This window comes from Hymenobacter edaphi (genome assembly GCF_003258365.1).
Taxonomy (GTDB): Bacteria; Bacteroidota; Bacteroidia; order Cytophagales; family Hymenobacteraceae; genus Solirubrum; species Solirubrum edaphi.
In genome coordinates this window covers 21942-44113 of the sequence record NZ_QHKM01000006.1, presented here as the reverse complement: position 1 = coordinate 44113, position 22172 = coordinate 21942, and the positions used below count along the sequence as shown (strand labels likewise).

The window sequence follows — 22172 nt, the reverse complement described above, 5'->3', positions numbered from 1 at the left end:
GCCTCTGACCATAAAGAAAGCCGCTTCGATAACTCGGAGCGGCTTTTTTGTGCTTGCTGCAGTCGGAGCCGCAGTGCTATACCTCGAACGATTCACCGCGCAGGGCCATGCGCTTGAGCAGCGGGCACACCTGGTAGCGCGGGTCGTGGGTATCGTCCCAGAGCGTGCTGAGCACCTCGTGAATGCGCCCAATGCCGACGGCATTGGCCTGAACGAATAGGTTGGCGAAAACCGCCTGCAGGGCCTGCCCGGCCGCCGGTGGGCTGGCCACGCCCTCCTGCAGGGCAAAGCAGGCCTCGTTGACGCTCAGGGCCAGCAGCCGGGGCGTGAACAGGCCCACGCGGTCGGCCACCAGGCAATGGGCCGTGTCGAGGCGGGCGCAGATATCGGCCAGCTGGTCGGAGTCGGAGTCGTGGTAGAGACTGACTTCGAGCAGAGGCCGGTCGAGCAGGGTGGGCAGCCCGCAGAAGCCGAACACCAGGTAGGATGGCGCAGCGCTGCCGAAGCGGCCGGCGAGGGACTCGGTGGCGGCTTCCACGAAGGCGACGATGCCCTCTTTTTCCTCGTAGAGCGGGCCGTAGTTGCCAAAATCAAAGACCACGTCGGCGGTGGGCAGCGCGTCGTCGAGCAGGGGCATGGCCTCCTCGATTTCGTCGACGAGGCGGCCGGCGGTGGCGGGCACGAAGGAGTACTGGTGCGCGAGGCCGAACTTGCGGCGGAATTCGGCTTCGAGGTGGGCGCCGTCGAGGATGAGCAGGTGCATGGTTTTGGCTAAGTTCGGCCCGCAAATTAGGGCTTCGCGGCCCGCTCTTTCCTTTCCCCATGGCAAACGTCATCATCAACTCGCCCGAGGCCCCCGCGCCCATCGGGCCCTACAGCCAGGCCGTGCAGGCCGGCAACACCATCTACGTCTCGGGCCAGATTGCGCTGGACGCCTCGGGCGGGCAGCTCATCGGCGAGGGCGACGTGCAGGCCCAGACGCACCAGGTGATGCGCAACGTGCAGGCCGTGCTGGCCGCCGGCGGCTACACCCTGCAGGACGTGGTGAAGTGCAGCATCTTCGTGAAAGACCTCGGGCACTTCGGCGTCATCAACGAAATCTACGGCTCCTACTTCGGCCCGGGCCCCTACCCCGCCCGCGAAACGGTGGAAGTCAGCCGCCTGCCCAAGGACGTGCTGGTCGAAATTTCCTGCATTGCGGTGAAATAGTGAAATGGTGAGGTGGTGAGTGAAGTTCTAGTAGCCTGAACATCAAAACTCACCATTTCACCACCTCACCATCTCACCTTTCCGTACCTTTGCGGCGCGTTTGGGCCCGGGCAGTTAGCCGGGGGCCGAAATTGTCGTTTCGTATGGAAAGAGAAGTTCGGGTGCGTTTTGCGCCCAGTCCGACCGGGCCGCTGCACATCGGCGGCGTGCGCACTGCGCTCTACAACTACCTGCTGGCCCGCAAGCTGGGCGGCAAGATGCTGCTGCGCATCGAGGACACCGACCAGAACCGCTTCGTGCCCGGCGCCGAGCAGTACATCATGGACTCCCTGCGCTGGTGCGGCATCGAGATTGACGAGGGCATCGAGCAGGGCGGCCCCCACGCGCCCTACCGCCAGAGCGAGCGGAAACCCATGTACCGCCAGTATGCCGACCAGCTGATCAAGGACGGCTACGCCTACTACGCCTTCGATACGCCCGAGGAGCTGGACGCCATGCGCGCCCGCCTGACGGCCGCCAAGGTGCCCAACCCGCAGTACAACAGCATCACCCGCGCCCAGATGCGCAACTCGCTGACGCTGCCCGAGGAAGAGGTAAAGCAGCTGCTCGACGCCGGCGCGCCCTACGTCATCCGCCTCAAGGTGCCGCGCAAGGAAGAGGTGCGCTTCAACGACCTGATCCGCGGCTGGGTGGTGGTGCACTCGTCCTCCATCGATGACAAGGTGCTGATGAAGTCGGACGGTATGCCGACCTATCACCTGGCCAACATCGTGGACGACCACCTGATGGAAATTACCCACGTGATTCGCGGCGAGGAGTGGCTGCCTTCGGCCCCGCTGCACGTGCTGCTGTACCGCTACCTGGGCTGGGAAAGCACCATGCCGCAGTTTGCCCACCTGCCCCTGCTCCTGAAGCCCGACGGCACCGGCAAGCTCTCGAAGCGCGACGGCGACAAGCTGGGCTTCCCGGTATTCCCGCTGGAATTCCACGGCAAGGACGCCGAAACCGGCGAGCCGACCGTGAGCAGCGGCTACCGCGAGTCGGGCTACCTGCCCGAGGCCTTTATCAACTTCCTCGCCTTCCTGGGCTGGAACCCCGGCACCACGCAGGAAATCTTCTCGATGGAGGAGTTGATCGAGGCCTTCTCGATTGAGCGCGTGAGCAAGTCGCCGGCCCGCTTCGACCAGAACAAGGTGCGCTGGTACAACGAGCAGTACCTGCGCGCCAAGCCCGACGCGGAGCTGGCCCAGTACCTGCTGACGGAACTGAACGAGCAGGGCATCGGCGTGGACCTGAGCACCGAGCGGCTGGAGCAGATTGCCGGCCTGGTGAAGGAGCGCGCCACCTTCCCGGCCGATCTGGCCCGCGAAGCCCAGCTGTTCTTCCACCGCCCCGCCAGCTACGACGAGCAGATCATCAGCAAGAAGTGGAACGCCCAGGTGGCCACGGCCCTCACGGCCTTTGCCGAAGCCCTGCCCACTGCTCAGGACACCACGCCCGACGGCATTAAGGCCCTGCTCACGCAGGTGGTCGAAGGCCAGGGCATGAAGCTGGGCCAGGTGCTGCAGGCCCTGCGCGTGGCCGTCACGGGCGCCGGCGCCGGCCCCGACCTGATGCACATTATGAGCATTCTGGGCCCGCAGGAAACGGCGGAGCGCCTGCAGGCGGCCGTGGCTGCGCTGGCCGCCCACGCCGGCTAAAGCAGGCGCGCCACGCTTCGGATTTCAACCGCCCGGCCGTTTTCGGCCGGGCGGTTTTGTGTGCTCCCGAACCGACGGGCCGGGCCGGTGCTGAGCGGCCAGCCCACCCCGGCCGCGCCCCGATGCATCCGTAGCCCGAGTGCTTGCGTAGTTGGGTAGCTGTGCGGCGCGTCAGCGGGCCTTGTGGGCCCGGCTGGCCGGCTCCGCGGCCCCACCCTTTAGCCACGACGCATCATGGCCAAGAAACCCGTCAAAAAGAAGCAGCAGGACCCCGAGAAAAAGCCCCGGGTTCATAAAGAGCTGGAAGGCTTTGAAATCAAGGTGAACCCGCTGGGCGAAATCACCTCCACCTACAGCATCGAGCAGATCAACGAGTTTCTGAACCGCCACGTGCGCGACAAGAAGCTGGTGAACCGCGACGGGCAGTTTGGCGAGAAAACCGCCGAGGACGACGTCATCGAAAACGACGAAGACTTCCCGCTGGAAGACGGCCGCGTCGAAGAGCCCGAGGAGTCCGACGAGGACTTCATGCGGCGTAGCTCGCGCGAGGCCAAGAAGCCCAAGAAAGCCGACGAGGAGCCGCTGGCGCCCGACACCGACGAATAACGCGCCCGCGGCTATACCAGCACCGCCGGCCGGGTTTTCCACTGCGGGAAGCCCGGCCGGCGGCGTTTTTACTACCGACTTCACTATACTTGCCGGCGTCTTTCATCTCCCACTTCGCATGAACTCCCACGACGTCGACTACCGCATTTTAGGCCACGATATCCAGGTCCTGGAAATTGAGCTGGACCCCGGCGAATCCGTTATTGCCGAGGCCGGCACCATGGTCTACATGGAAGAAGCCATTGCCTGGGACACCCGCATGGGCGACGGCTCGGAGCCCGATCAGGGCTTTTTCGGCAAGCTGCTGCAGGCCGGCACCCGCATGATTACCGGCGAGTCCCTGTTTATGACGCACTTCAGCCACGCCGGCAGCCACGGCAAGGCCCACGTGGGCTTCTCGGCGCCCTACCCCGGCACCATCATGCCCTTGGACCTGCGCACCCTGCCCCAGGGCGTAATCGTGCAGAAGGACGGCTTTCTGGCCGCCGCGCGCGGCACCAAGCTCTCCATCCACTTCAACCAGCGCATCGGTTCGGGCTTCTTCGGGGGCGAAGGCTTCATTCTGCAGAAGCTCACCGGCGACGGCAAGGCGTTTATTCACGCCGGCGGCACCGTCATCGAGCGGCGCCTCAACAACGAGGTGCTGCGCGTCGACACGGGCTGCGTGGTGGCTTTCGAGCCCGGTATTGACTTCAGCATTGCCCGCGCCGGCAACCTCAAGTCGATGATTTTCGGCGGCGAGGGGCTGATGCTGGCCACCCTGCGCGGCACCGGCCGCGTGTGGCTGCAGTCGATGCCGGTGAAAAAGCTGATTCAGGCCCTGATGCCCAACGGGGCCAACGCCCAGAAGGAAAGCGGCACCGTGCTGGGCGGCCTCGGCCGCATCTTCGACGAATAACCCGCAAAAAGCGCCGGCGACTCCTGCTAAGGAGCCGCCGGCATGCAGTGGTGGAAAGAAGGTTAGAGTGCGTCGGCCGCTATAGCGGCTCCCTCCTCGGGCTGGGAGGAATCCATTTGCGTGGCGATGATACCAAGACTGATCAGCAGCGCCAGCACCAACAGCCCAAGCAGGCCGAGTACCGAACGAGTGCTGAGCAAATCTTTCACGCCCTGACGACGGCGTTGCCGCTTCCGACGCGAAACGTACGGTTTGGTGGCAGCTTCAGAGACAGTAAGAGTGGGCAAAGCGAACGGGCGGGTTGAATGAAGGGATGCACTAATATATAAATTTTACCATGATTTATCCAATGACGTGTAACGATTTTTACTCCCAATTCTGGATTTTTTGACTAAAAAATTAGTTTAATATATATTTTTCATCCAATAAGTACCATTTCGCATTAAATCATCCTAATCCGGTGCCGGCAGCCGGCGGGGGCTGCGGCGGGCCTTGGTAGGCGTCCGGCCAGCCCTATTTCGGGCCGCGGGCAGCCCGCCAGCCTTTGTCGTAAAGCTCCCAGCCCGTCTCGCGGCCCGTGCTGTCGTAGAGCTGCCAGAGGCCGTACCAGTAGAAGCGTACCGTGTCGGGCTCGACCACCACCCGGGCCTGGCCGCGGCGGCTGAGCTGGCCGCTGGGGTGGTAATAGCGGATGTCGATGCGGCGGCGGCGGTACTGCTCGGCGTGCTCAAGGGTGCCGTCGGGGCGGTAGTACTGCCAGTGGCCGCGGGGCTTGTCGCGGCGGTAGTGGCCGCGGGTGGCCAGGCGGGTATCGGCCGCGTCGTAGTAAGTGCGCCAAGGGCCCTGGCGGGAGCCATCGGCCCGGGCCTGGTTGCGCGACCAAAACCCCACGGGCAGGTGCCCGCGGGAGCAGGCGGTCGTCAGCAGCAGGGCACTCAGGACCAGGAAATGCGGGCGCATGGCGGGCGGAAATAAGATTTCAGCCCTTAAACTAAAGATTTAGTTGATTATTCGGCGGCTTCGCGCAGCAGCTCGTCCAGCAGTTCGCGGGAATTGCTCAGGCGGGGCACCTTATGCTGCCCGCCCAGCTTGCCACGCCGGGCCAGCCACCGCTCAAAGGTGCCGGCCGGGGCCACCGTCAGCACCGGGGGCTGCAGGGCCAGGTCGCGGTAGCGCTTGGCGTCGTAGTCGGAGTTGAGCTGGCGCAGCGTGGCGTCGAGCACCTGCCCGAAGTGGGCTTCGTCGCGGGGCGGCTGCGCAAACTCGATCAGCCATTGGTGCCCGCCGCGGGAGTGGGCGCCGGTGCCGAAGTACACCGGCGCGGCAGTGTAGTCGCGCACCAGGGCGCCGGTGGCGGCGCAGGCGGCGGCCACGGCGGCTTCGGCGTTTTCCACCACCACTTCTTCGCCGAAGGCATTCAGGAAGTGCTTGGTGCGGCCCGCAATGCGGATGCGGTAGGGCGCCAGCGAAGTGAAGCGCACCGTATCGCCAATCTGGTAGCGCCAGAGGCCGGCGTTGGTGCTGATGACCAGGGCGTAGATGGGCCCCACTTCTACCTCTTCCAGGGTGAGCGTGCGCGGGTGCTCCCGCCCGATTTCCTCCACGGGCATGAACTCGTAGTACACGCCGTGGTCGAGCAGCAGCAGCAGGTCCTGGGAGTCGGGCTCGTCCTGAAAGGCGAGGTAGCCCTCGGAGGCGTTGTAGATTTCGAGGTAGCGCATCCGCTCGTCGGGGATGAGCTGGCGAAACAGTTCGCGGTAGGGCCCGAAGGCCACCGCGCCGTGCATAAACAGGCGCAGATTGGGCCACACCTCCGTAACGGGCGCCCCGCCGGCCAGCTCCGACACGCGCCGCAGCAGCACGATCATCCAGGTGGGCACGCCGGCCAGGCAGGCCACGTTTTCGGTGAGCACGTGCCGGGCCATGCGCTCCAGCTTTTCTTCCCACTCGCCCAGCAGGGCCAGCTCCAGCGGCGGCGTGCGCCGCGACTCGGCCCAGACCGGCAGGTTGTGCATGATGATGGCCGACACGTCGCCGATGTGGGAGGCGGGGTCGTCGGGGCGGAAGGTATTGGGGCCGAGCGAGCCGCCGAGGGCCAGGGTCTTGCCGCGCAGCACGCCCGCGTCGGGGTAGAGCGTCTGGGCCACGGCCACCATGTCGCGGCCGGCGCGGTAGTGGCAGTCTTCCAGCGCGGCGGCCGTGACGGGGATAAACTTGCTGCGGGCGTTGGTGGTACCGCTGCTCTTGGCAAACCACTGCACGCGGCCGGGCCAGAGTACGTCGTCCTCGCCGCGCAGGGTGCGCTCAATCCACGGATACAGTTGCTCGTAGCTGCTCACGGGCACGCGCTGGGCCAGCTCGCGGGGGGCGAGGCCGTCGGCGTAGCCATACTGCCGGCCCCAGTCGGTGTGGCGGGCAGTGCGCAGCAGCTCCTGCAGCAGCTCGGCCTGCACGGCGTGGGGCTCGGTGCGAATGCGCTCCAGCCGGGCGAGGCGGGGCTTGACCATCCAGGTGAGCAGGGTATCAATGACCACGGATTCGACGGATTTTGCGGATTACACGGATTTTGCGGACGATTCCCGTCAGCTCAGGCAGCAGCCTCCATACGGGACTGATCAACTGCCGGCTATTGTCTGGCCTCTTGGGGCAAATTACCACTTTCCCCCGCCCTGCCTTCGGGCGGGGCCTGGGCCTGGCGGCGGCGAAGTCACTGCCCCGGATTAATCGGCCACAACCGAAGGTCAGCGAAGCTAAAATCCGGGACATCCGAAAAATCCGCCTGAATCCGTGGTCAGATTTTACGCTTGAGCTCGAAGTGTTTGCCCAGGTACACGCGGCGCACCATCTCGTCGGCGGCCAGCTCCTCGGCGGTGCCGGCCTTGAGCAGCTTGCCCTCGAAGAGCAGGTAGGCGCGGTCGACGATGCTGAGCGTCTCGTTCACGTTGTGGTCGGTGATGAGGATGCCGATGTTCTTGTGCTTGAGCTTGGCCACAATGCCCTGGATTTCCTCCACGGCAATGGGGTCGACGCCGGCGAAGGGCTCGTCGAGGAGCACGAACTTGGGGTCGACGGCCAGGGCGCGGGCAATTTCGGTGCGGCGCCGCTCTCCGCCGGAGAGGACGCGGCCGAGGTTTTTGCGCACGTGGGTAAGGCTGAACTCGTTGAGCAACTCTTCCACTTTGTCGCGCTGGGCTTGCTTGGGCAAGCTGGTCATTTCCAGCACCGAGAGGATGTTTTCCTCCACGGTCAGGTCGCGAAACACCGAGGCTTCCTGGGCCAGGTAGCCAATGCCGCGGCGGGCGCGCTGGTAGATGGGCAGGGAGGTAATGTCCTCGTCGTCCAGAAAGATGCGGCCCTCGTTGGGCTTCACCATGCCCACCGTCATGTAGAACGAAGTGGTCTTGCCCGCGCCGTTGGGCCCGAGCAGGCCCACGATTTCGCCCTGCTCCACGTGCAGGCTCATGTCGTTGACGACGGTGCGTTGCTTGTATTTCTTGACGAGGTGTTCGGCGCGCAGGATCATGTGCAGGCAAAGTTAACATTCTCGGCCGCGGCAGCCGAAACGGGCGAGTTGGCACGAATAATGGGCCTGTAACGGCATTAAACGCCATTTTTGCACTACATGCCCAACACTTTTATGTCCGCCCGCCGTATTTTTCTGACCACCGTCGCGGCCGCCGCCTTCAGCCTGCTGCCCCGCTTCACTCAGGCTCAGCTCGTTACCGACAACGCCCGCGCCACCCAGGCCCGCGACTCGGTGCTGCTGCGCGCCAACAGCTACCGCCAGACCATCGAGCAGCAGGCCGCGCGGTTCGACGTGAGGGCGCACTACCTCGGCAAGCGCCGCCGCGTGGTGCGCGGCTACGCCCTGAAGAAATCCACCAATCCCAACTCGCTCAACGCCGGCGTCGTGTCGACCAAGCGGGAGCGGGCCTGGAAGCACGTCACGCGCACCCTGGCCACCGGCGTGGTGCGCGAGCGGTACCTGGGCTACCTCGACGGGCAGAAGGTGCTCGAAGAAACCCGCACCAACCACCAGACCACCTACGTGCGCCTGCACCGGGTGATACGGGTGCCGGGCATCAACCTGGTTACGGGCCGCGCCCGCCTGGGCCTGCTCACCAGCGAAGGCTACGTGCAGTGGGGCCGGGAGCAGTTCCTGCTCAGCGCACCCACCAAGCTCTAGGGCTCCGCGCGGCCCGCTGACCACGGCGGCCGGCTCCACCACGGGGCCGGCCGCCGCGGTGTATCAGCCCCGCTTGCCGAGCAGTTGCTGGCGCAGAGCCAGCTGCTCGGGCGTGGGCGTGGCGCTGGGGGCCAGGTAGAACGGAATTTCCACGTCGTACTCGCGGGGCTTGCCTTCGGCCTCGGCGGTGGCCGTGCCGCGGCGCACGGTCAGGCGCACGGCCGCGTCGGAGGTGGGCTCATCAACGAGGGGGCGCAGCAGCAGCTCGGCGTTCTGCATGCTCACGGGCCGCCCGTCGACGGCCACGATGACGTCGCCGGGCTGCAGGCCGAAGGCGTTGGTTTCGGGCTTCACGTTCACGGCCTTGAATTCCTGCTTTTTCTCGTCGTAGGCGAAGCCGATCTGCCCGAAGGCCTTCACCTTGGCCGGGGCCCGGTCGGCGTAGTTCCAGCCGATTTTGCTCAGGTACTCCTGCAGGGGCAGCGCCTCGGTGCCGATGACGTAGCGGTCGAAAAACTCCTGCACCTGCGGGTGCGTGAGGGCCACCACTTCCGGAATCAGCTGCGCGTCCTCGAAGGAGCGGGTGGGGCCGTATTTCTGGCGCAGGGCGAGCAGCACGTCGCGCAGGCTTTTCTGGCCCTTGGTCAGCTCCTGAATGCGGATGTCGAGCAGCAGGCCGATGAGGGCGCCCTTCTTGTACACGTTCTCGTACATCGCGTCGTAGGGCTTTTCGAGGATGCGCCGGCTCATTTCGGTGAACGACACGCCGGTGGGGTACTTGCTGGCATCCTGCACCTTTTCGCGCATGGTTTTGCGAAACTGCTCCTCCGTGGTGAGCCCGGCCTGCACCTGCATCAGGTGGGCAAAGTACTCGGTCACGCCCTCGTACAGCCAGAGGTGCTGCGACATTTTCGGGTCGCGGAAATCGAACTCGCCGATTTCGCGCGAGTGAATGTTGAGCGGGGCCAGCATGTGCAGAAACTCGTGCGAGGCCACCTCGCGCACCATCTCGTTCATGGCCGTCGGGTCGTCGCGCTCGGGCAGGAAGTACACCGAGGAGTAGCTGTGCTCCATGGCCCCGAAGCCGCCGGTCTGGCGGTTGACCACCGTAGAAGTCTGGTAATCGGGGAAGTACATCAGGAACTGGTAGCGCGGCACCGGCATCTGCCCGAAAAACCGGCCCAGCGCCTCGGCCATGGGCCGCACGGTTTCGGCCACCTGCCGGGCCCGCACCTTCCCCGTTTCCGACACCACCGCCACGCCGATGCGCGCCCCCCCGGCCACGAAGCTGACCGTGTCGGCCTTGCTGTAGAGGATGGGGCCGTCGGCCAGGGTCACGTAGGAGTCGGCGGTGAAGGTGTCCTCGGTGCTGGTGCGGCTGGCGGGCAGGCCGGTGGCGGCGTACAGCTCGGGCGCGTGCTGCACCTTCACCTCGTAGGGCAGCATCTTGTAGCCTTCGAGGTAGCCGTAGAGGCCGTAGTGGTTGAGCACGTAGTTGGGGTGCCGGGGCGAGGCGTCGAAGTTGGTGCCGCCGGGCTGGAAGATGTAGCCCTCGTCCTGCTTGGCGTCCCAGGTGTCGTCGACGGTGTACTCCAGGCGCCGCAGCTTCTGGGCTTTGTCGATGACGAACAGGTTCTGGCCTTCGCGCCTGAACTTCAGCTTCTTGCCCTTATCGTCGTAGGCCGCGAAGTTCTGCACGAAGCGGCCGTAGTCCTTCTTCGAGTACGAGCCGGGAATAACGCTGGGCATCACGTAAGTCACCTGCTCCTCGCGCACCGGCGGGGTGTTCACCACGATGCGCAGCTGATCGGCCGAGGCCGCCGCCTGGGTATTCACGCTGATGCGGTAGGAGTTGCCGGGGCTTTGGGCCTGCGCGGCCAGGGATACCAGCGCGCCGAAGCCGGCGCCGAATAAGGTCAGTTTCATGGGCAGAAGAATAAGCCGCGGGCTAATGTAGGGCGGCGGCGCGGGCTATAATAACGCACAAACGGCCAAAGCTGCTGCACCGGGGGGGCGGCGGCAAACCAACATCGGCCGCGGGTGGCCCGTAGCAGGGCAGTATCTACCAAGCCCGCACCCGCTCATGGCCACCCTGAATGCTTCCGTTGTTACCACCTGGGCGCCGCGCCTGCTGAGCGTGCTGCGCATCGTCGTGGGCTTTTTGTTTTTGTGGCACGGCTCGCAGAAGCTGTTCAACCTGCCACCCAGCGAGCATGGCAGCGTCGAGCTGCTGTCGCAGATGGGGCTGGCCGGGGTGCTGGAATTCGGGGGCGGCCTGCTGTTTCTGCTCGGGCTGTTTACCCGCCCGGTGGCCTTCCTGCTCTCCGGCACGATGGCCGTGGCCTACTTCCAGGCCCACGCCGCCCAGGCCCTGCTCCCGATTCAGAACGGCGGCGAGCTGGCGGTACTCTACTGCTTCGTGTTTCTGTACTACGTAGCCGCCGGCGCCGGCCCTTGGAGCCTGGATGCGCTGCGGCAACGCTTGTAGCGCGAGCTTTCCGTTCGCGTATTCTGGCACGACGAACGTCCACGAGTCAGCAACGACACGCCAACGGAACGGTCGCGCTATGAGGCAGACGCTTCCACGTCGCCCCAGCCGATGTCCTTCAACCGCAGCTGCAGGGACTTGTGCCCACGCCACTCGTTCACGTCCACGTTGTAGCACACGCTGAAGGGCTGGCCCTGGGCAATGCGGGCGAAGTGCTCGGCCAGCCCGAAGCCGATGGCCTCGATGGGGCTGGAATCCTCCTGCATCAGCGTGAGCTTGAGGTGGGAGTTGCCCACGATTTTCACCGAGCCGGGCACCGCGTACACCTGCTGCGACTCAAACACCGGGCTGCTGTTGCCCGGGCCGAAGGGCTCCATCTGGTGCAGCAGGTTGTAGAAGCCCCACGTCACCTCGCGCAGGCGCAGGGGCAGGTCGATATCAACCGGCGGAATCATCTGCTCGTCGGTGAGGCGCGACGACACCACGGCCTCGAAGCGGCGGCGGAACTCGGGCACGTTTTCCAGCGGCAAAGTGAGGCCGGCCGCGTACATGTGCCCGCCGAACTGCTCCAGCAGGTCGGAGCACTCCACAATGGCCTGGTGCACGTCGAAGCCCACCACCGAGCGGGCCGAGCCGGTAGCCTTGCCGTTGGATTCGGTGAGGATGACGGTGGGGCGGTAGTACTTGTCGAGGCAGCGCGAGGCCACGATACCGATGACGCCCTTGTGCCAGTCCTGCTTGAAGAGCACCGTGGAGCGGGAGGTGCGCAGCAGCTCGTCCTGCTCAATCATCTGCAGGGCCTCCTCGGTGATGCGCGTATCGAAGCCGCGGCGCTCGGTGTTGGTCTGGTCCACCACGCTGGCGGTGGCCAGGGCCTGCTCGGCGGTTTCGCTCAGCAGCATGGCCACCGAGCGTTTGGCGTCGCCGAGGCGGCCGGCGGCGTTGATGCGCGGGGCGAAGCCGAACACCAGGCTGCTCACGTTCAGCGGCCCCTCGCGCAGGCCGGCCAGCTGCCGCAGCGCGTACAGCCCGGGCCGCGTCTCGATGGTCGGGTCGTTCAGGCGGCGCAGCCCGTGGTACATCAGCAGGCGGTTTTCGCCGGTGATGGGCACGATGTCGGCGGCGATGCTGACGGCCAGCAAATCCAGCAGCTCCAGCAGCGGCTGCTCGTCGAAGCCCTGGCTCTGGCACAGGGCCTGCATCAGCTTGAAGCCCACGCCGCAGCCCGACAGCTCCTTGTAGGGGTACGGGCAGTCGGGGCGCTTGGGGTCGAGCACGGCCACGGCCGGCGGCAGCTCGTCGCCGGGCAAGTGGTGGTCACACACGATAAAGTCCACGCCCTTTTCCACGGCGTAGCTGATTTTGTCGACCGACTTCACCCCGCAGTCCAGCGCCACGATGAGCTTGTAGCCGTTTTTGGCCGCCCAGTCGATGCCGATGGTTGAAATGCCGTAGCCTTCGAGGTAGCGGTCCGGAATGTAGTAATCGATGCGGGCCGGGCCGAACAGGGTGCGCAGGTACGAGTAGACCAGGGCCACGGAGGTGGTGCCGTCCACGTCGTAGTCGCCGTACACCAGCACTTTTTCCTCCCGAAACAGCGCGTCAGTCAGGCGCTGCACGGCCCGGTCCATGTCGCGCATGAGCATGGGGTCGGGCAGCTCCGCCAGGTCGGGGCGAAAGTAGGATTTGGCCTCGGCGTAGGTGCCGATGCCGCGCTGACACAGCAGGCTGATAATGGCTTCGTTGACGCGCAGGGCCTCGGAAAGGTGACGGACCTGTTCCGGGTCGGGCGTGGGCTTACGAATCCAACGTTTCAGCATGGGTGGGGACGGCGTTATCTTCAAAAGTAAGAAGAAAACCTTGGGATTCCACCGCCCGGGGCCCGCTCGCAGCCCGGGCGGCGTACCTTTGCCGCTCGCCCCGCCCCTCTCTCGTTATGCAACGCCTCCGCGACTTTTACCGCCGCTATCGGCAGTACATCCTCACCGATGGGCTGATGTACCTGGTGTTCATCGTAGCCCTGGGGCTGATGTTTGTGTTTTTCGGGTAGACCCGGCTGAACAACGCTCGGTGCTGGCGCGCGTCTGCCGCGCGCAGCGCGCGACTCGTGTCGTCCGATGCAGGGGAGTCTGCGACTCCCGGCTCCGGAACGACTTGAAGGAGTTACTTTAACCATTCCAAAGGCCCGGTTCCGAATGGCCGCCGCTAGCGGCCGGGAGTCCGGAGACTTCCACCCATTCATTAAAAGGCACGAGTCACGCGCTGTGCACTTCAGCCGCGCGCCTGGGCGCCAGCGGCTTCCGGCTACTCCCCCAAGAACTGCGGCGGCACGGCTTCGGTGAGCCACACCCCGTTGTCGGACACGAAGAACGGATGGCCCTGGCGGTGCAGGTCGCCGGCGCGCACCGTGAGAACCACCGGGCTGCCGTGGCGCTGGCCCACGCGGTGGGCCGTGTCGGCGTCGGGCGAGAGATGCACGTGGTGCCGCTCGCCGCGGCGCAGGCCCTCGGCCCGGATGGCCGCCAGGTGGCGGGTGGCGGTGCCGTGGTAGAGCAGCTCGGGCGGCGCCTGGGGGGTGTAGCCCAGCTCCACCGGCACCGAATGGCCCTGGTTGGCGCGGATGCGCCGGCCGTCGGGGCTGAGGGCGAAGCGCTGCTTGTCGCTGCCGGCCACCAGTTGCTGCAGCTGGGCGCGGTCGGTGGGGTGGCCGTGCTGGCTTAGGCGCTGCAGCAGGTCGTCGACGTCGGCCCAGCCGGCCGCGTCGAGGGAGAGGCCGATGGTCTGGGGCTGGTGGCGCAGGACCAGGGAGAGAAACTTGCTGAGGTGGCGCAGCGGGTCGGGGGCGGCGGAAGTAGCCATGCGGGGCGGAATTACGTAGGCAAACTGCCGTAAGGTAAGCGCGGGTCGGTTTCTTTTACCCGCCGCTTGTACATTTGCCGCCCTTTCCTCGCCAGAAGCCTATGCGCTCCGTTGCCGCTTTAGCCTGCGCCGCCCTGCTGTGGACCGGTGCCTGCGCCCGCCATGTCGACCTGACCACGCCCACCGATACCTCGGAGCCGCGGGCCACGGCCAACCCCTCGACGCCCGCCCCGACGACCACGCCCACCAATGTGCCCGTGCCCGAAACCAGCGTCAAGGACATTCCCTTCGACCAGCGCAACCGGCCCAAGTGGCTGGACGACAAGATTCAGGCCCACCTGAACGCCAAGGCCGAAAACCCACGCATCCGCATTCTGAGCTACCAGTACCGCGGCCAGACGGTGTACTACGAGACGTCGCCCTGCTGCGACCAGTACACGACGCTCTACGACGCCAAAGGCAACGTGCTCTGCGCCCCCGACGGCGGCATCACCGGCCGCGGCGACGGGAAATGCGCCGACTTTGAAAAAAACCGAACCGCCGAACAACTCATCTGGCAAGACCCGCGCTGACGGTGAACTGGTGAGATGGTGAACTGGTGAGTGTCGTGCTGACCTCCCGAACATCAAACTCACCATCTCACCATTTCACTATTTCACATATGATCAACACCATCGAAAAGCTCGGTGCCTACAACGTGTGGGCCAACGCCAAGCTGCTCACGCACCTCGACGGCATTGTGGCCACCGGCGCCGAGCTGCCGGCCCGGGCGCTGCGCCTGTTCTCGCACCTGCTCAACGCGCAAGCCATCTGGCTGGCCCGCCTTACCGGCACCCAGAGCCCGGTGAAGGTGTGGCAGGAGCACGACCTGGCCGGCCTGCACAAGCTGCACCAGCGGACGTCGCCCTCGCTGCACCAATACATGCAACAGGCCGACGATGCGGAAATGACGCGCATGATCAGCTACGCCAACTCGCAGGGCAACAGCTACGACAGCCAGGTATCGGACATCCTGACCCACGTGTGCGTGCACGCCAACTACCACCGCGCCCAGGTGGCCACCACCCTGCGCGAAAGCGGCCTGGAGCCCATCAACACCGACTTTATTACCTACTGTCGCGAGCTGGCCGGGCAGGCCTAGCCGCCGCGCTTTCCTGCAGCTCACCGCCCGGCCAAAACCCTTCCGCCCCCGGAAGGGTTTTTTGCTGACTTACCCCGACCCGCCGCCGCTTCGCCTATGTCCTCCTCGCCTGCTTCCGCCGCCCCGGCCGTGCTCACACCCGAGCGCCTGGCTTCGGCCTACTCCTACGCCGCCTACCGCCAGCTGATCGACGAGCTGCTGGCCCAGGGCCGCACCACCGGCCCCCACCAGTCGGAGGCGCTGCTGCACTACGCCAAGCTGAACGAGCAGCGCATGTCGCGCCTCGACAAGACGGTGCAGCTGCTGCCCGAGGTGACGACCGAGCTGGCCCGCCTGCAGGGCCGGTACGTGTGGCTGGTGATTACCGAGGGCTGGTGCGGCGACGCGGCCCAGCTGGTGCCCGTCATCGACGCCATTGCCCGGGCCAGCGGCGGCCACCTGAGCACCCGCTACCTGCTGCGCGACGAACACCCGGACCTGATGGACCGCTACCTCACCGGCGGCGTCAGCCGCTCCATTCCGAAGCTGGTGGTGCTGCGGGCCGATACGCTGACCGAAGTAACCCACTGGGGCCCGCGCCCGGCCGAAGCCCAGGCGCTGTTGCTGGAGCTTAAGGCCCAGGGCGCTACCCACGAAGAGTACGCCGAGCGCGTGCATGCCTGGTACGCCAAAGACAAAACCCGCAGCACCCAGCAGGAGCTGGTGGGCCTGCTCCGGCAGTTCGCGTAAGCACCCCGTTCTTTTTTCCGACGTTTACCGGCGGGCCGCTCCGGCTACCGCCTTTTCTTTTCTGCATGTCTGCTCACAAGCACGCCCAAACCCATTACCCCGTCGTCGACCTGATTAAGCACCGCTGGAGCCCGCGGGCCTTCACCGCGCAGCCCCTCAATGACGACGACCTGCGCACCCTCTTCGAGGCCGCGGCCTGGGCGCCCAGCGCCATGAACGAGCAGCCCTGGCGCTTCATTTACGCCCACCGCGAGCAGACGGAGGCCTTTCAGAAGCTATGGGACTGCCTGCTGCCCGGCAACCAGCCCTGGGCTCAGCACGCCGCCGTGCTGGTGGTGGTGCTGGCCCGCAAAACCATGGGCGCCAACAATGCCCCTAACCGTCACTACCTGCACGACACCGGCCTGGCCACCGCCAACCTGCTGCTGCAGGCCGCCAGCATGGGCATTCACGGCCACGTGATGGGCGGCTTCGACCTGGCCAAGACCCAGCAGGCCCTGCACCTGCCCGCCGACCTGGAGCCGGCCACCTTCCTGGCGTTGGGCTACGTGGGCGAGGCCGAGCAGCTCGAAGAGCCCTTCCGCTCGCGCGAGCTGGCGCCCCGCTCCCGCAAGCCGCTCAGCGAGTTTGTGTTCGAAAATCAGCTGCCGCAATAGGGACGTAGCCTTGCGTCGCCGATGCAGGGCCGTAACTTCCCAAACTCCTACCCCAACGCGGGAAGACGCCAAGGCGCGTCTCTGCATCGTTTCCTAGCCCCCAACCCTATGCACTTCCAACGCTTCCCCGCGGCCGAGCGCGGCCTGAAAGACATCGGCTGGCTGCAGAGCAACTTCACGTTCAGCTTCAGCTCCTACCCCAACCCGGTGCGCGCCGGCTTCGGGCTGCTGCGCGTGTTCAACGACGACTACGTGCAGGCCGCGGGCGGCTTCGGTATTCACCCGCACCAGAACATGGAAATCATTTCGGTGATGCTGGCGGGCAAGATGAACCACATCGACTCGCTGGGCTACAAGGAAGTGGTGGAGCAGGACTGGGTGCAGATCATGAGTGCCGGCGCGGGGCTGCGCCACGAAGAGCACAACGTGGGCGACGACGAGGTGAACTTCCTGCAGATCTGGATTGAGCCCAAGCTGCAGAACATCAACCCGCGCTACCAGCGCCGCGCCTTCCCGCGCGCGAAGCGCCACAACCAGCTCACCACCATCGTCTCGAACGAGGAAGGCCAGGCCCACTGCTGGATCAACCAGAACGCCCGCCTGAGCCTGGGCTACTTCGAGGCCGGCAACGCGGTGGCTTACGCTCTGAACCCGACCAACAAGTGCGTGTTCGTGTTCGTGATGGAGGGCGAAGTGCGCATCGAGGGCGAAGTAGTGCCGCGGCGCGACGCGCTGGGCATCTGGGGCACCAGCGAGTTTCGCATTGAATGCACCGAGGAAAGCCAGTTCCTGATCATCGAGGCGCCGATCAATCACTGATACGGTCCGCCTGAAAAGGCACGTCATGTCGAGCATGTTGCGCATCAAGCAAGGATCGAGACATCTCGCGTGCTGACGTTGAATGATTCCTCCAGCACGTCATGCTTCGACTTCGCTCAGCATGACGTGCTTTTGGCTTACTGTCCACACAGCCTCAGCAATTCGGCAACTTTTCCGGCTACTGGCTAGTTTTGTGCTCGTTATGCTCGTCCAACAATTCATCATCCTCGCGCTCTTCCTCGGGGCGGCCTTTTACATGGGCCGGCGCCTGTGGCAGAGCTTCTTCGCCAAATCGGAGGGCGGCTGCCCCAAGGGCTGCGGCGGGGCCTGCAGCGCCATCGACGTGGAGGCGCTGCAGCGCACCATCGAAAAAGCTCAGCATCAGCGCTGACGCCGCGGACGGTTAAACATTTTAATTCGTCCATATAACCCGCCCCGCCTGTGGCTGCGTATAGCCCGGGCGGGGCAGGGCGTTTTCGGGCCCGCCCGGCTTCCTTCTCTCAAATTCCCTACTCCAAAGCACCCCACGTTATGCAAGACAAAGAGCAAGAACGGTCGCTCGTCAACGTCGAGAAAAAACTGTGCGACGACGGCTTCGTCAAGGATTTTAAAGTAACCGACGGGCGCCTGCAAACCATCGACGACGAAAGCCAGAAGACCTACAGCGCCGAGGAAGTAACCATCGTGGACTTCTACCGCTTCGAGGGCGAGTCGGACCCCGACGACATGTCGATTCTCTACGCCATCGAGGCCCACGACGGCACCCGCGGCACCATTTCCAACGGCTTCGGCACCTACGCCGACGCCGACACCGATGCGTTTCTGCGCCGGGTCGAGGACCTGGGCAAAAACCTCGACAAGGCTCACAAGTAGCCGCCCGCTCCCTTACCCGCCTTTTTAGCCTAGCCGCGCCGCCACCGGATGTGTTTTCCCGCCAGGGAAGGCGCCGTGGGCGGCGCGGCTTGCGCGTTCATCACCTATTGCTTTCCGAGTTATGCCAACCCAATTACCACACCATCCCCTGCACTCGGCGGCCGACCTCGACCCGCTGCTGGCCCAGATCGGCGACGCCCGCGTGGTGCTGCTGGGCGAAGCCTCCCACGGCACCCACGAGTACTACACCTGGCGGGCGGCCATTACCCGGCGCCTGATCGAGGAGAAGGGCTTCAGCTTCGTGGCCGTGGAGGGCGACTGGCCCGATTGCTTCGAGGTGAACGTGGCCATCAAGCAGCCCCACGACGGCCAACCGCCCGCGCAGCTGCTGCAGACCTTCAACCGCTGGCCCACCTGGATGTGGGGCAACTGGGAAACGGCCGCGCTGGTCGACTGGCTGTGGCGCCACAACTCGCCGCTGCTGCCCCCGCAGAAGGCCGGTTTCTACGGCCTCGACGTGTACTCGCTCTGGGAGTCCTTGGAGCAGATCATGCAGTACGCCGGGCGCAAGGGCGACGCCGCCGCGCTGGCCGCCCAGCGGGCCTACAAGTGCTTCGAGCCCTACAGCGCCGACCCGCAGGAGTACGCCGAGGCCGTGGCCTTCGTGAGCAAGGACTGCGAAGACGAAGTGCTGACCATGCTGCGCACCCTGCAGCGCCGCACGCCCGCCACCAACCCCGACGGGCTGGCCGTGGAAATCGAATTTGCCGCCGAGCAGAACGCACTGGTGGCCGTGAATGCCGAGCGCTACTACAAGGCCATGCTGCGCGGCGGCGGCTCGTCGTGGAACGTGCGCGACCATCACATGATGGAAACCCTCACTCGCCTGCTGGAGCTGCACGGCCCCGAGAGCAAGGCCATTGTGTGGGAGCACAACACCCACGTGGGCGACGCGCGCTACACCGACATGGTGGCCGATGGCATGGTGAACGTGGGCCAGCTGGCCCGCCAGCAGTTCGGCCGCGACAACGTGTACATCGTGGGCTTCGGCTCGTACCAGGGCTCGGTCATTGCGGGCAAAAGCTGGGGCGCGCCGCTGGAGCAGATGCGCGTACCCGAGGCCCGGCCCAACTCCTGGGAAGCGCTGCTGCACACCGACATCGGCAAGGACGCGCTGCTGCTTTCCTCGGAGCTGCGCCCGCTGCCGGCCCTGCAAGACCACCTGAACCACCGCGCCATCGGCGTAGTGTACCGGCCCGAGCGCGAGAAGTACGGCAACTACGTGCCCACCGTGGTGCCCGAACGTTACGACGCCTTTCTCTACCTCGATCAGACCCGGGCCCTGCACCCCCTGCCCACCCCTGCCAACGAGCACGTGCCGCCGGATTTGTACCCCTGGGGCGTGTAAATCAACGCCGCACCGCCCAAAGCCCGGCCTGCCTCAGGCCGGGCTTTGGGCGGTGCGCAAAACAGCCCGCCGCAATGGTTGAGCTTGGGCTATGCCCGGCTAAGCCATTGCCACCACCTGCAGCAACCAATTATTCATCAATGCGTTAACTACTCCCTCACTATTTTCAGCCAAGCCGCATGGATAAGAAGCATTCCGCCTCCGCCCACCACGCCAAGGCCTCCCCGACCGCCCGCATCTACACCCATCCCGAGCTGCGTGAGCGACTGAAAGACGAAATAATGGCCGGTGACCGGGGCGGCGCCCCCGGCGAGTGGAGCGCCCGCAAAGCCCAGCTGCTGGCCCAGGAATACCGGCAGTCCGGCGGGGGCTACACCTTCGCCAAGCGCAGCGCCGGGCAGCAGCACCTGCAGGACTGGACCCAGCAGGACTGGCAGACATCGGATGGCAAACCCGCCGAGCGCGAGGGCGGCACCACCCGCTACTTGCCCAAGCAGGCCTGGACCGACCTCACGCCCAACCAACGCAAGGCCACCAACGAGAAAAAACAGGCCGGCTCCCGCGCCGGGCAGCAGCACGTGCCCAACACCGAGGCCGCCCGCAAGGCGAGCCGCAAAGCTACCGACGAAGACGAATAAGCCCCGCTAGGCGCCCAGAATAGCTTCGGCCACTTCCCGGCCCGTGGCCATAGCGGCGTTTAGCGACGGATAGGCGGCCCAGTCGCCGCAGCGGTAGAGGCCCTCGGCCAGCCGCCGCGGCTGCTGGGCCGTTTCGCGTGCCGGCCCGGCCTCGTACACCGGCAGCGCGTGCTCGATGTGGTAGGTGCCCAGGCGACGCCAGCTGTTGGCCGCCGCCCCGAACCAGTTGGTCAGCTCCTGCCGCAGCCGCTGGGCCAGGGCGTCGTCGCTGAGGCCGTGGGCACCGTGGGTACTCACCGATATCAGGGCCTGCCCGGCCGGGGCGTACTCGGGAGCCACGTCGCTGGGGAAGGCCACGTTGTGGGCCAGGGCGCCGGGGGCAGCATTGAGGCGCAGCAGCTTGTCGCCGCGCCCGGGCGAAGGGCCATCAACGGCGAAGTAAGTGCAGGTAGTGCGGCGCGAGGCGGTGGGCTCATTGGCCGTCAGGGCAGGTAGCAGTTGGTAGGCGGCGGGGCCGTCGGTGGCCAGCACCACGGCGCTACCCTGCAGCGTGCGGCCGTCGGTGAGGCGCACCGTATTGCCTTCGATGGCGGCTACGCGGGTGTGCAGCTGCACGGCCTCGGCGGGCAGGCGGGCGGCCAGCTGCCGCGGAATTTCCTGCATGCCGCGGGCCGGCAGGGCGGCGTCGCCCTCCACGAACTGCTTGAACACGAACTCGAAGAAGTTGCTGGCCGTGGTCAGCTCCCGGTCGAGGTAGATGCCGCCGAAGAAGGGCCGGAAGAACGTTTCAATCATCTGCTCGCTCCAGCCGTAGCGCCGCAGGAAGGTAAGCGTGTCGGTGGCGGGGCGGGCCAGCAGTTCTTCCGCGCGGTGCTGCTTCACGTGCTGGGCCAGGCTCACCAGCCGCAGCTTGTCGGCCCAGCTGCCGATGGGCGCGGTAGCCGCCGCTATACCGCGCAGCGGCTGCCGCAGCGGGTTGCGCAAGGTCGTTTGCCGGCCATCGGGCAGGCGGATGACGGCGCCGGAAGTGAAGGGCTGCAGCTGCAGGGCGCCGTAGTCGATGAGGCGCTGCACCTCGGGGTAGCGGGTGAGCAGGATCTGGAAGCCGTGGTCGAGGCGGAAGCCGTCGGGCGTAAGGTCGGTGCGCACGCGGCCGCCCACGGCGTCGGCGGCTTCGAGCACCTGCACCGGGCGCCCGGCGCGGTGCAGGTAGCAGGCGCAGGTGAGCCCGGCCATGCCGGCACCGATGATGAGGACGGGAGCTTGCGGAGTGGAGTCGACGGCGTTCATACCCTGCCCAAACTGCAAAACCGCCGCGAAGGTTGGGCTTCTATTCGGAGAGCTTCACGCCGTAGCGCTGCCGGAAAGCCTGGAGGTCTTCGTAGCTCAGATTGTGGCGCAGCAGCAGGGCCGGCTGGCCCCGGTAGGTTTCCCGCAGCGGCAGGCGCCGCTCGTACCAGGCCTGCAACAGCCGCCCGAGCCGCCGTTCATCGGCGCGCTGCCGCACCAGCACCCCGTAGGCGGGCCAGGGGCCGATCTGCAGGCGGTTGGCTACCGGGGCCCGCTGCCGTAGCGGGCGGATTGGTAAGGCTCGGGCGAATAACCGTAGTACCCCAGGCGCAGCGGCGTGGCGGCAGATAAGAGCTGCTGCTCCCACTGCCCGTCCAGCTCCCGGTAGGCGGCCTCCGGGCTCAGCACCAGGGTACCGATGACCACCGGCCGGGCCGCATCGGAAAACATATTCTGCAAGCTCAGCCACCAATCTTCCACGTCCCGCAGCAGGTCCCGCAAGTCCTCCAGCAGTCCTGGCTCACGACGGTCGAGCAAGTCCCAGGAGGCCGGCGGCTCGGCCACGAGGGGCAGCACCAGCAACGACTCGTCCAGGCACAGGTATTCCCCGCGGTGGGTAGCCGCGGCCAGGCGGCTCAACAGGCTGGGCGTCAGGCTTGCTGCCACGGCGGG

Annotated in this window: 26 protein-coding genes; 15 read left to right on the top strand and 11 right to left on the bottom strand. The window is 65.8% G+C overall.

The window, feature by feature from the left end:
* Positions 1–76: 76 nt before the first annotated feature.
* Positions 77–763 (bottom strand): 3-hydroxyacyl-CoA dehydrogenase family protein, encoded by a 687-nt coding sequence (locus DLM85_RS17700; protein ID WP_111479461.1) that lies wholly within the window; start codon positions 761–763, stop codon positions 77–79.
* A gap of 59 nt (positions 764–822) precedes the next feature.
* On the opposite strand from DLM85_RS17700, the gene DLM85_RS17695 reads away from it, so the two are divergent.
* From DLM85_RS17695 to DLM85_RS17680, 4 genes are all read left to right on the top strand, one after another.
* A complete protein-coding gene (locus DLM85_RS17695; protein WP_111479460.1) occupies positions 823–1209 on the top strand; it encodes a RidA family protein in 387 nt (128 codons plus the stop codon).
* 143 nt (positions 1210–1352) lie between these two features.
* Positions 1353–2909, top strand: a complete 1557-nt coding sequence (gene gltX / locus DLM85_RS17690) for a glutamate--tRNA ligase (RefSeq protein WP_111479459.1) — start codon at positions 1353–1355, stop codon at positions 2907–2909.
* A 234-nt stretch (positions 2910–3143) separates the two neighbouring features.
* Positions 3144–3515, top strand: a complete 372-nt coding sequence (locus DLM85_RS25800) for a hypothetical protein (protein WP_207891054.1) — start codon at positions 3144–3146, stop codon at positions 3513–3515.
* A 118-nt stretch (positions 3516–3633) separates the two neighbouring features.
* On the top strand, positions 3634–4413 hold the full coding sequence (locus DLM85_RS17680) for a TIGR00266 family protein (RefSeq protein ID WP_111479458.1): 780 nt from the start codon (positions 3634–3636) through the stop codon (positions 4411–4413).
* A gap of 62 nt (positions 4414–4475) precedes the next feature.
* Here DLM85_RS17680 and DLM85_RS25135 read toward each other — a convergent pair whose 3' ends face one another.
* The 4 genes from DLM85_RS25135 to lptB form a co-directional block, all read right to left on the bottom strand.
* Positions 4476–4700, bottom strand: a complete 225-nt coding sequence (locus DLM85_RS25135) for a hypothetical protein (RefSeq protein ID WP_133257125.1) — start codon at positions 4698–4700, stop codon at positions 4476–4478.
* Positions 4701–4926: 226 nt separating this feature from the next.
* Complete coding sequence (locus DLM85_RS17675; protein ID WP_111479456.1) at positions 4927–5373, bottom strand: toxin-antitoxin system YwqK family antitoxin; 447 nt, start codon at positions 5371–5373, stop codon at positions 4927–4929.
* A 47-nt stretch (positions 5374–5420) separates the two neighbouring features.
* Positions 5421–6920 carry a GH3 auxin-responsive promoter family protein gene (locus tag DLM85_RS17670; RefSeq protein WP_111479455.1) on the bottom strand — a complete coding sequence of 500 codons (1500 nt, stop codon included), beginning with the start codon at positions 6918–6920 and terminating at the stop codon, positions 5421–5423.
* A 284-nt stretch (positions 6921–7204) separates the two neighbouring features.
* Positions 7205–7936, bottom strand: a complete 732-nt coding sequence (gene lptB / locus DLM85_RS17665; protein WP_111479454.1) for an LPS export ABC transporter ATP-binding protein — start codon at positions 7934–7936, stop codon at positions 7205–7207.
* Positions 7937–8035: 99 nt separating this feature from the next.
* Here lptB and DLM85_RS17660 point away from each other — a divergent pair, with 99 nt between their 5' ends.
* Positions 8036–8599, top strand: coding sequence for a hypothetical protein (locus DLM85_RS17660; RefSeq protein ID WP_111479452.1), 564 nt, complete (start codon positions 8036–8038; stop codon positions 8597–8599).
* A 63-nt stretch (positions 8600–8662) separates the two neighbouring features.
* Here the strand turns inward: DLM85_RS17660 and DLM85_RS17655 are convergent, their stop codons facing one another.
* Positions 8663–10525: a M61 family metallopeptidase gene (locus DLM85_RS17655; protein ID WP_111479451.1), complete on the bottom strand. Its 1863-nt coding sequence runs from the start codon at positions 10523–10525 to the stop codon at positions 8663–8665.
* A 157-nt stretch (positions 10526–10682) separates the two neighbouring features.
* On the opposite strand from DLM85_RS17655, the gene DLM85_RS17650 reads away from it, so the two are divergent.
* A complete protein-coding gene (locus DLM85_RS17650; RefSeq protein ID WP_111479450.1) occupies positions 10683–11087 on the top strand; it encodes a DoxX family protein in 405 nt (134 codons plus the stop codon).
* A 77-nt stretch (positions 11088–11164) separates the two neighbouring features.
* Here DLM85_RS17650 and recJ read toward each other — a convergent pair whose 3' ends face one another.
* Together recJ and DLM85_RS17640 are read right to left on the bottom strand one after the other, a co-directional pair.
* The gene (gene recJ, locus DLM85_RS17645) at positions 11165–12907 is read right to left on the bottom strand and encodes a single-stranded-DNA-specific exonuclease RecJ (protein ID WP_111479449.1); all 1743 of its coding nucleotides are present in this window, start codon (positions 12905–12907) and stop codon (positions 11165–11167) included.
* A gap of 484 nt (positions 12908–13391) precedes the next feature.
* Positions 13392–13946, bottom strand: a complete 555-nt coding sequence (locus DLM85_RS17640) for an RNA 2'-phosphotransferase (protein ID WP_111479448.1) — start codon at positions 13944–13946, stop codon at positions 13392–13394.
* A gap of 101 nt (positions 13947–14047) precedes the next feature.
* On the opposite strand from DLM85_RS17640, the gene DLM85_RS26060 reads away from it, so the two are divergent.
* From DLM85_RS26060 to DLM85_RS17595, 9 genes are all read left to right on the top strand, one after another.
* Positions 14048–14518 (top strand): DUF6970 domain-containing protein, encoded by a 471-nt coding sequence (locus tag DLM85_RS26060; RefSeq protein ID WP_243636022.1) that lies wholly within the window; start codon positions 14048–14050, stop codon positions 14516–14518.
* Positions 14519–14607: 89 nt separating this feature from the next.
* On the top strand, positions 14608–15087 hold the full coding sequence (locus tag DLM85_RS17630; protein WP_111479447.1) for a DinB family protein: 480 nt from the start codon (positions 14608–14610) through the stop codon (positions 15085–15087).
* Positions 15088–15183: 96 nt separating this feature from the next.
* Positions 15184–15816, top strand: coding sequence for a thioredoxin family protein (locus tag DLM85_RS17625; protein ID WP_111479446.1), 633 nt, complete (start codon positions 15184–15186; stop codon positions 15814–15816).
* A gap of 65 nt (positions 15817–15881) precedes the next feature.
* Positions 15882–16472 carry a nitroreductase family protein gene (locus DLM85_RS17620; RefSeq protein ID WP_111479445.1) on the top strand — a complete coding sequence of 197 codons (591 nt, stop codon included), beginning with the start codon at positions 15882–15884 and terminating at the stop codon, positions 16470–16472.
* A gap of 108 nt (positions 16473–16580) precedes the next feature.
* The gene (locus DLM85_RS17615) at positions 16581–17291 is read left to right on the top strand and encodes a pirin family protein (RefSeq protein ID WP_111479444.1); all 711 of its coding nucleotides are present in this window, start codon (positions 16581–16583) and stop codon (positions 17289–17291) included.
* 202 nt (positions 17292–17493) lie between these two features.
* The gene (locus DLM85_RS17610) at positions 17494–17682 is read left to right on the top strand and encodes a FeoB-associated Cys-rich membrane protein (protein WP_111479443.1); all 189 of its coding nucleotides are present in this window, start codon (positions 17494–17496) and stop codon (positions 17680–17682) included.
* Positions 17683–17822: 140 nt separating this feature from the next.
* Positions 17823–18164, top strand: coding sequence for a hypothetical protein (locus DLM85_RS17605; RefSeq protein WP_111479442.1), 342 nt, complete (start codon positions 17823–17825; stop codon positions 18162–18164).
* A 121-nt stretch (positions 18165–18285) separates the two neighbouring features.
* The gene (locus DLM85_RS17600; protein ID WP_111479441.1) at positions 18286–19572 is read left to right on the top strand and encodes an erythromycin esterase family protein; all 1287 of its coding nucleotides are present in this window, start codon (positions 18286–18288) and stop codon (positions 19570–19572) included.
* Positions 19573–19751: 179 nt separating this feature from the next.
* Positions 19752–20210, top strand: a complete 459-nt coding sequence (locus DLM85_RS17595; RefSeq protein WP_111479440.1) for a hypothetical protein — start codon at positions 19752–19754, stop codon at positions 20208–20210.
* A 6-nt stretch (positions 20211–20216) separates the two neighbouring features.
* Here DLM85_RS17595 and DLM85_RS17590 read toward each other — a convergent pair whose 3' ends face one another.
* The 3 genes from DLM85_RS17590 to DLM85_RS17580 are packed head-to-tail and all read right to left on the bottom strand — an operon-like array spanning position 20217 to position 22166.
* Positions 20217–21500, bottom strand: coding sequence for a protoporphyrinogen/coproporphyrinogen oxidase (locus DLM85_RS17590; RefSeq protein WP_111479439.1), 1284 nt, complete (start codon positions 21498–21500; stop codon positions 20217–20219).
* Between the two features lie 40 nt (positions 21501–21540).
* Positions 21541–21717 carry a hypothetical protein gene (locus tag DLM85_RS25550; protein ID WP_165822186.1) on the bottom strand — a complete coding sequence of 59 codons (177 nt, stop codon included), beginning with the start codon at positions 21715–21717 and terminating at the stop codon, positions 21541–21543.
* Between the two features lie 44 nt (positions 21718–21761).
* Positions 21762–22166, bottom strand: a complete 405-nt coding sequence (locus tag DLM85_RS17580; protein ID WP_133257124.1) for a hypothetical protein — start codon at positions 22164–22166, stop codon at positions 21762–21764.
* Positions 22167–22172: the final 6 nt, after the last annotated feature.

Excerpts from the sequence above, each read along its gene's own strand:
- DLM85_RS17700 (WP_111479461.1), bottom strand. The coding sequence starts at position 763 with ATGCACCTGCTCATCCTCGACGGCGCCCACCTCGAAGCCGAATTCCGC.
- DLM85_RS17695 (WP_111479460.1), top strand. The coding sequence starts at position 823 with ATGGCAAACGTCATCATCAACTCGCCCGAGGCCCCCGCGCCCATCGGG.
- gltX (WP_111479459.1), top strand. The coding sequence starts at position 1,353 with ATGGAAAGAGAAGTTCGGGTGCGTTTTGCGCCCAGTCCGACCGGGCCG.
- DLM85_RS25800 (WP_207891054.1), top strand. The coding sequence starts at position 3,144 with ATGGCCAAGAAACCCGTCAAAAAGAAGCAGCAGGACCCCGAGAAAAAG.
- DLM85_RS17680 (WP_111479458.1), top strand. The coding sequence starts at position 3,634 with ATGAACTCCCACGACGTCGACTACCGCATTTTAGGCCACGATATCCAG.
- DLM85_RS17675 (WP_111479456.1), bottom strand. The coding sequence starts at position 5,373 with ATGCGCCCGCATTTCCTGGTCCTGAGTGCCCTGCTGCTGACGACCGCC.
- DLM85_RS17670 (WP_111479455.1), bottom strand. The coding sequence starts at position 6,920 with ATGGTCAAGCCCCGCCTCGCCCGGCTGGAGCGCATTCGCACCGAGCCC.
- lptB (WP_111479454.1), bottom strand. The coding sequence starts at position 7,936 with ATGATCCTGCGCGCCGAACACCTCGTCAAGAAATACAAGCAACGCACC.
- DLM85_RS17660 (WP_111479452.1), top strand. The coding sequence starts at position 8,036 with ATGCCCAACACTTTTATGTCCGCCCGCCGTATTTTTCTGACCACCGTC.
- DLM85_RS17655 (WP_111479451.1), bottom strand. The coding sequence starts at position 10,525 with ATGAAACTGACCTTATTCGGCGCCGGCTTCGGCGCGCTGGTATCCCTG.
- DLM85_RS17650 (WP_111479450.1), top strand. The coding sequence starts at position 10,683 with ATGGCCACCCTGAATGCTTCCGTTGTTACCACCTGGGCGCCGCGCCTG.
- recJ (WP_111479449.1), bottom strand. The coding sequence starts at position 12,907 with ATGCTGAAACGTTGGATTCGTAAGCCCACGCCCGACCCGGAACAGGTC.
- DLM85_RS17640 (WP_111479448.1), bottom strand. The coding sequence starts at position 13,946 with ATGGCTACTTCCGCCGCCCCCGACCCGCTGCGCCACCTCAGCAAGTTT.
- DLM85_RS26060 (WP_243636022.1), top strand. The coding sequence starts at position 14,048 with ATGCGCTCCGTTGCCGCTTTAGCCTGCGCCGCCCTGCTGTGGACCGGT.
- DLM85_RS17630 (WP_111479447.1), top strand. The coding sequence starts at position 14,608 with ATGATCAACACCATCGAAAAGCTCGGTGCCTACAACGTGTGGGCCAAC.
- DLM85_RS17625 (WP_111479446.1), top strand. The coding sequence starts at position 15,184 with ATGTCCTCCTCGCCTGCTTCCGCCGCCCCGGCCGTGCTCACACCCGAG.
- DLM85_RS17620 (WP_111479445.1), top strand. The coding sequence starts at position 15,882 with ATGTCTGCTCACAAGCACGCCCAAACCCATTACCCCGTCGTCGACCTG.
- DLM85_RS17615 (WP_111479444.1), top strand. The coding sequence starts at position 16,581 with ATGCACTTCCAACGCTTCCCCGCGGCCGAGCGCGGCCTGAAAGACATC.
- DLM85_RS17610 (WP_111479443.1), top strand. The coding sequence starts at position 17,494 with ATGCTCGTCCAACAATTCATCATCCTCGCGCTCTTCCTCGGGGCGGCC.
- DLM85_RS17605 (WP_111479442.1), top strand. The coding sequence starts at position 17,823 with ATGCAAGACAAAGAGCAAGAACGGTCGCTCGTCAACGTCGAGAAAAAA.
- DLM85_RS17600 (WP_111479441.1), top strand. The coding sequence starts at position 18,286 with ATGCCAACCCAATTACCACACCATCCCCTGCACTCGGCGGCCGACCTC.
- DLM85_RS17595 (WP_111479440.1), top strand. The coding sequence starts at position 19,752 with ATGGATAAGAAGCATTCCGCCTCCGCCCACCACGCCAAGGCCTCCCCG.
- DLM85_RS17590 (WP_111479439.1), bottom strand. The coding sequence starts at position 21,500 with ATGAACGCCGTCGACTCCACTCCGCAAGCTCCCGTCCTCATCATCGGT.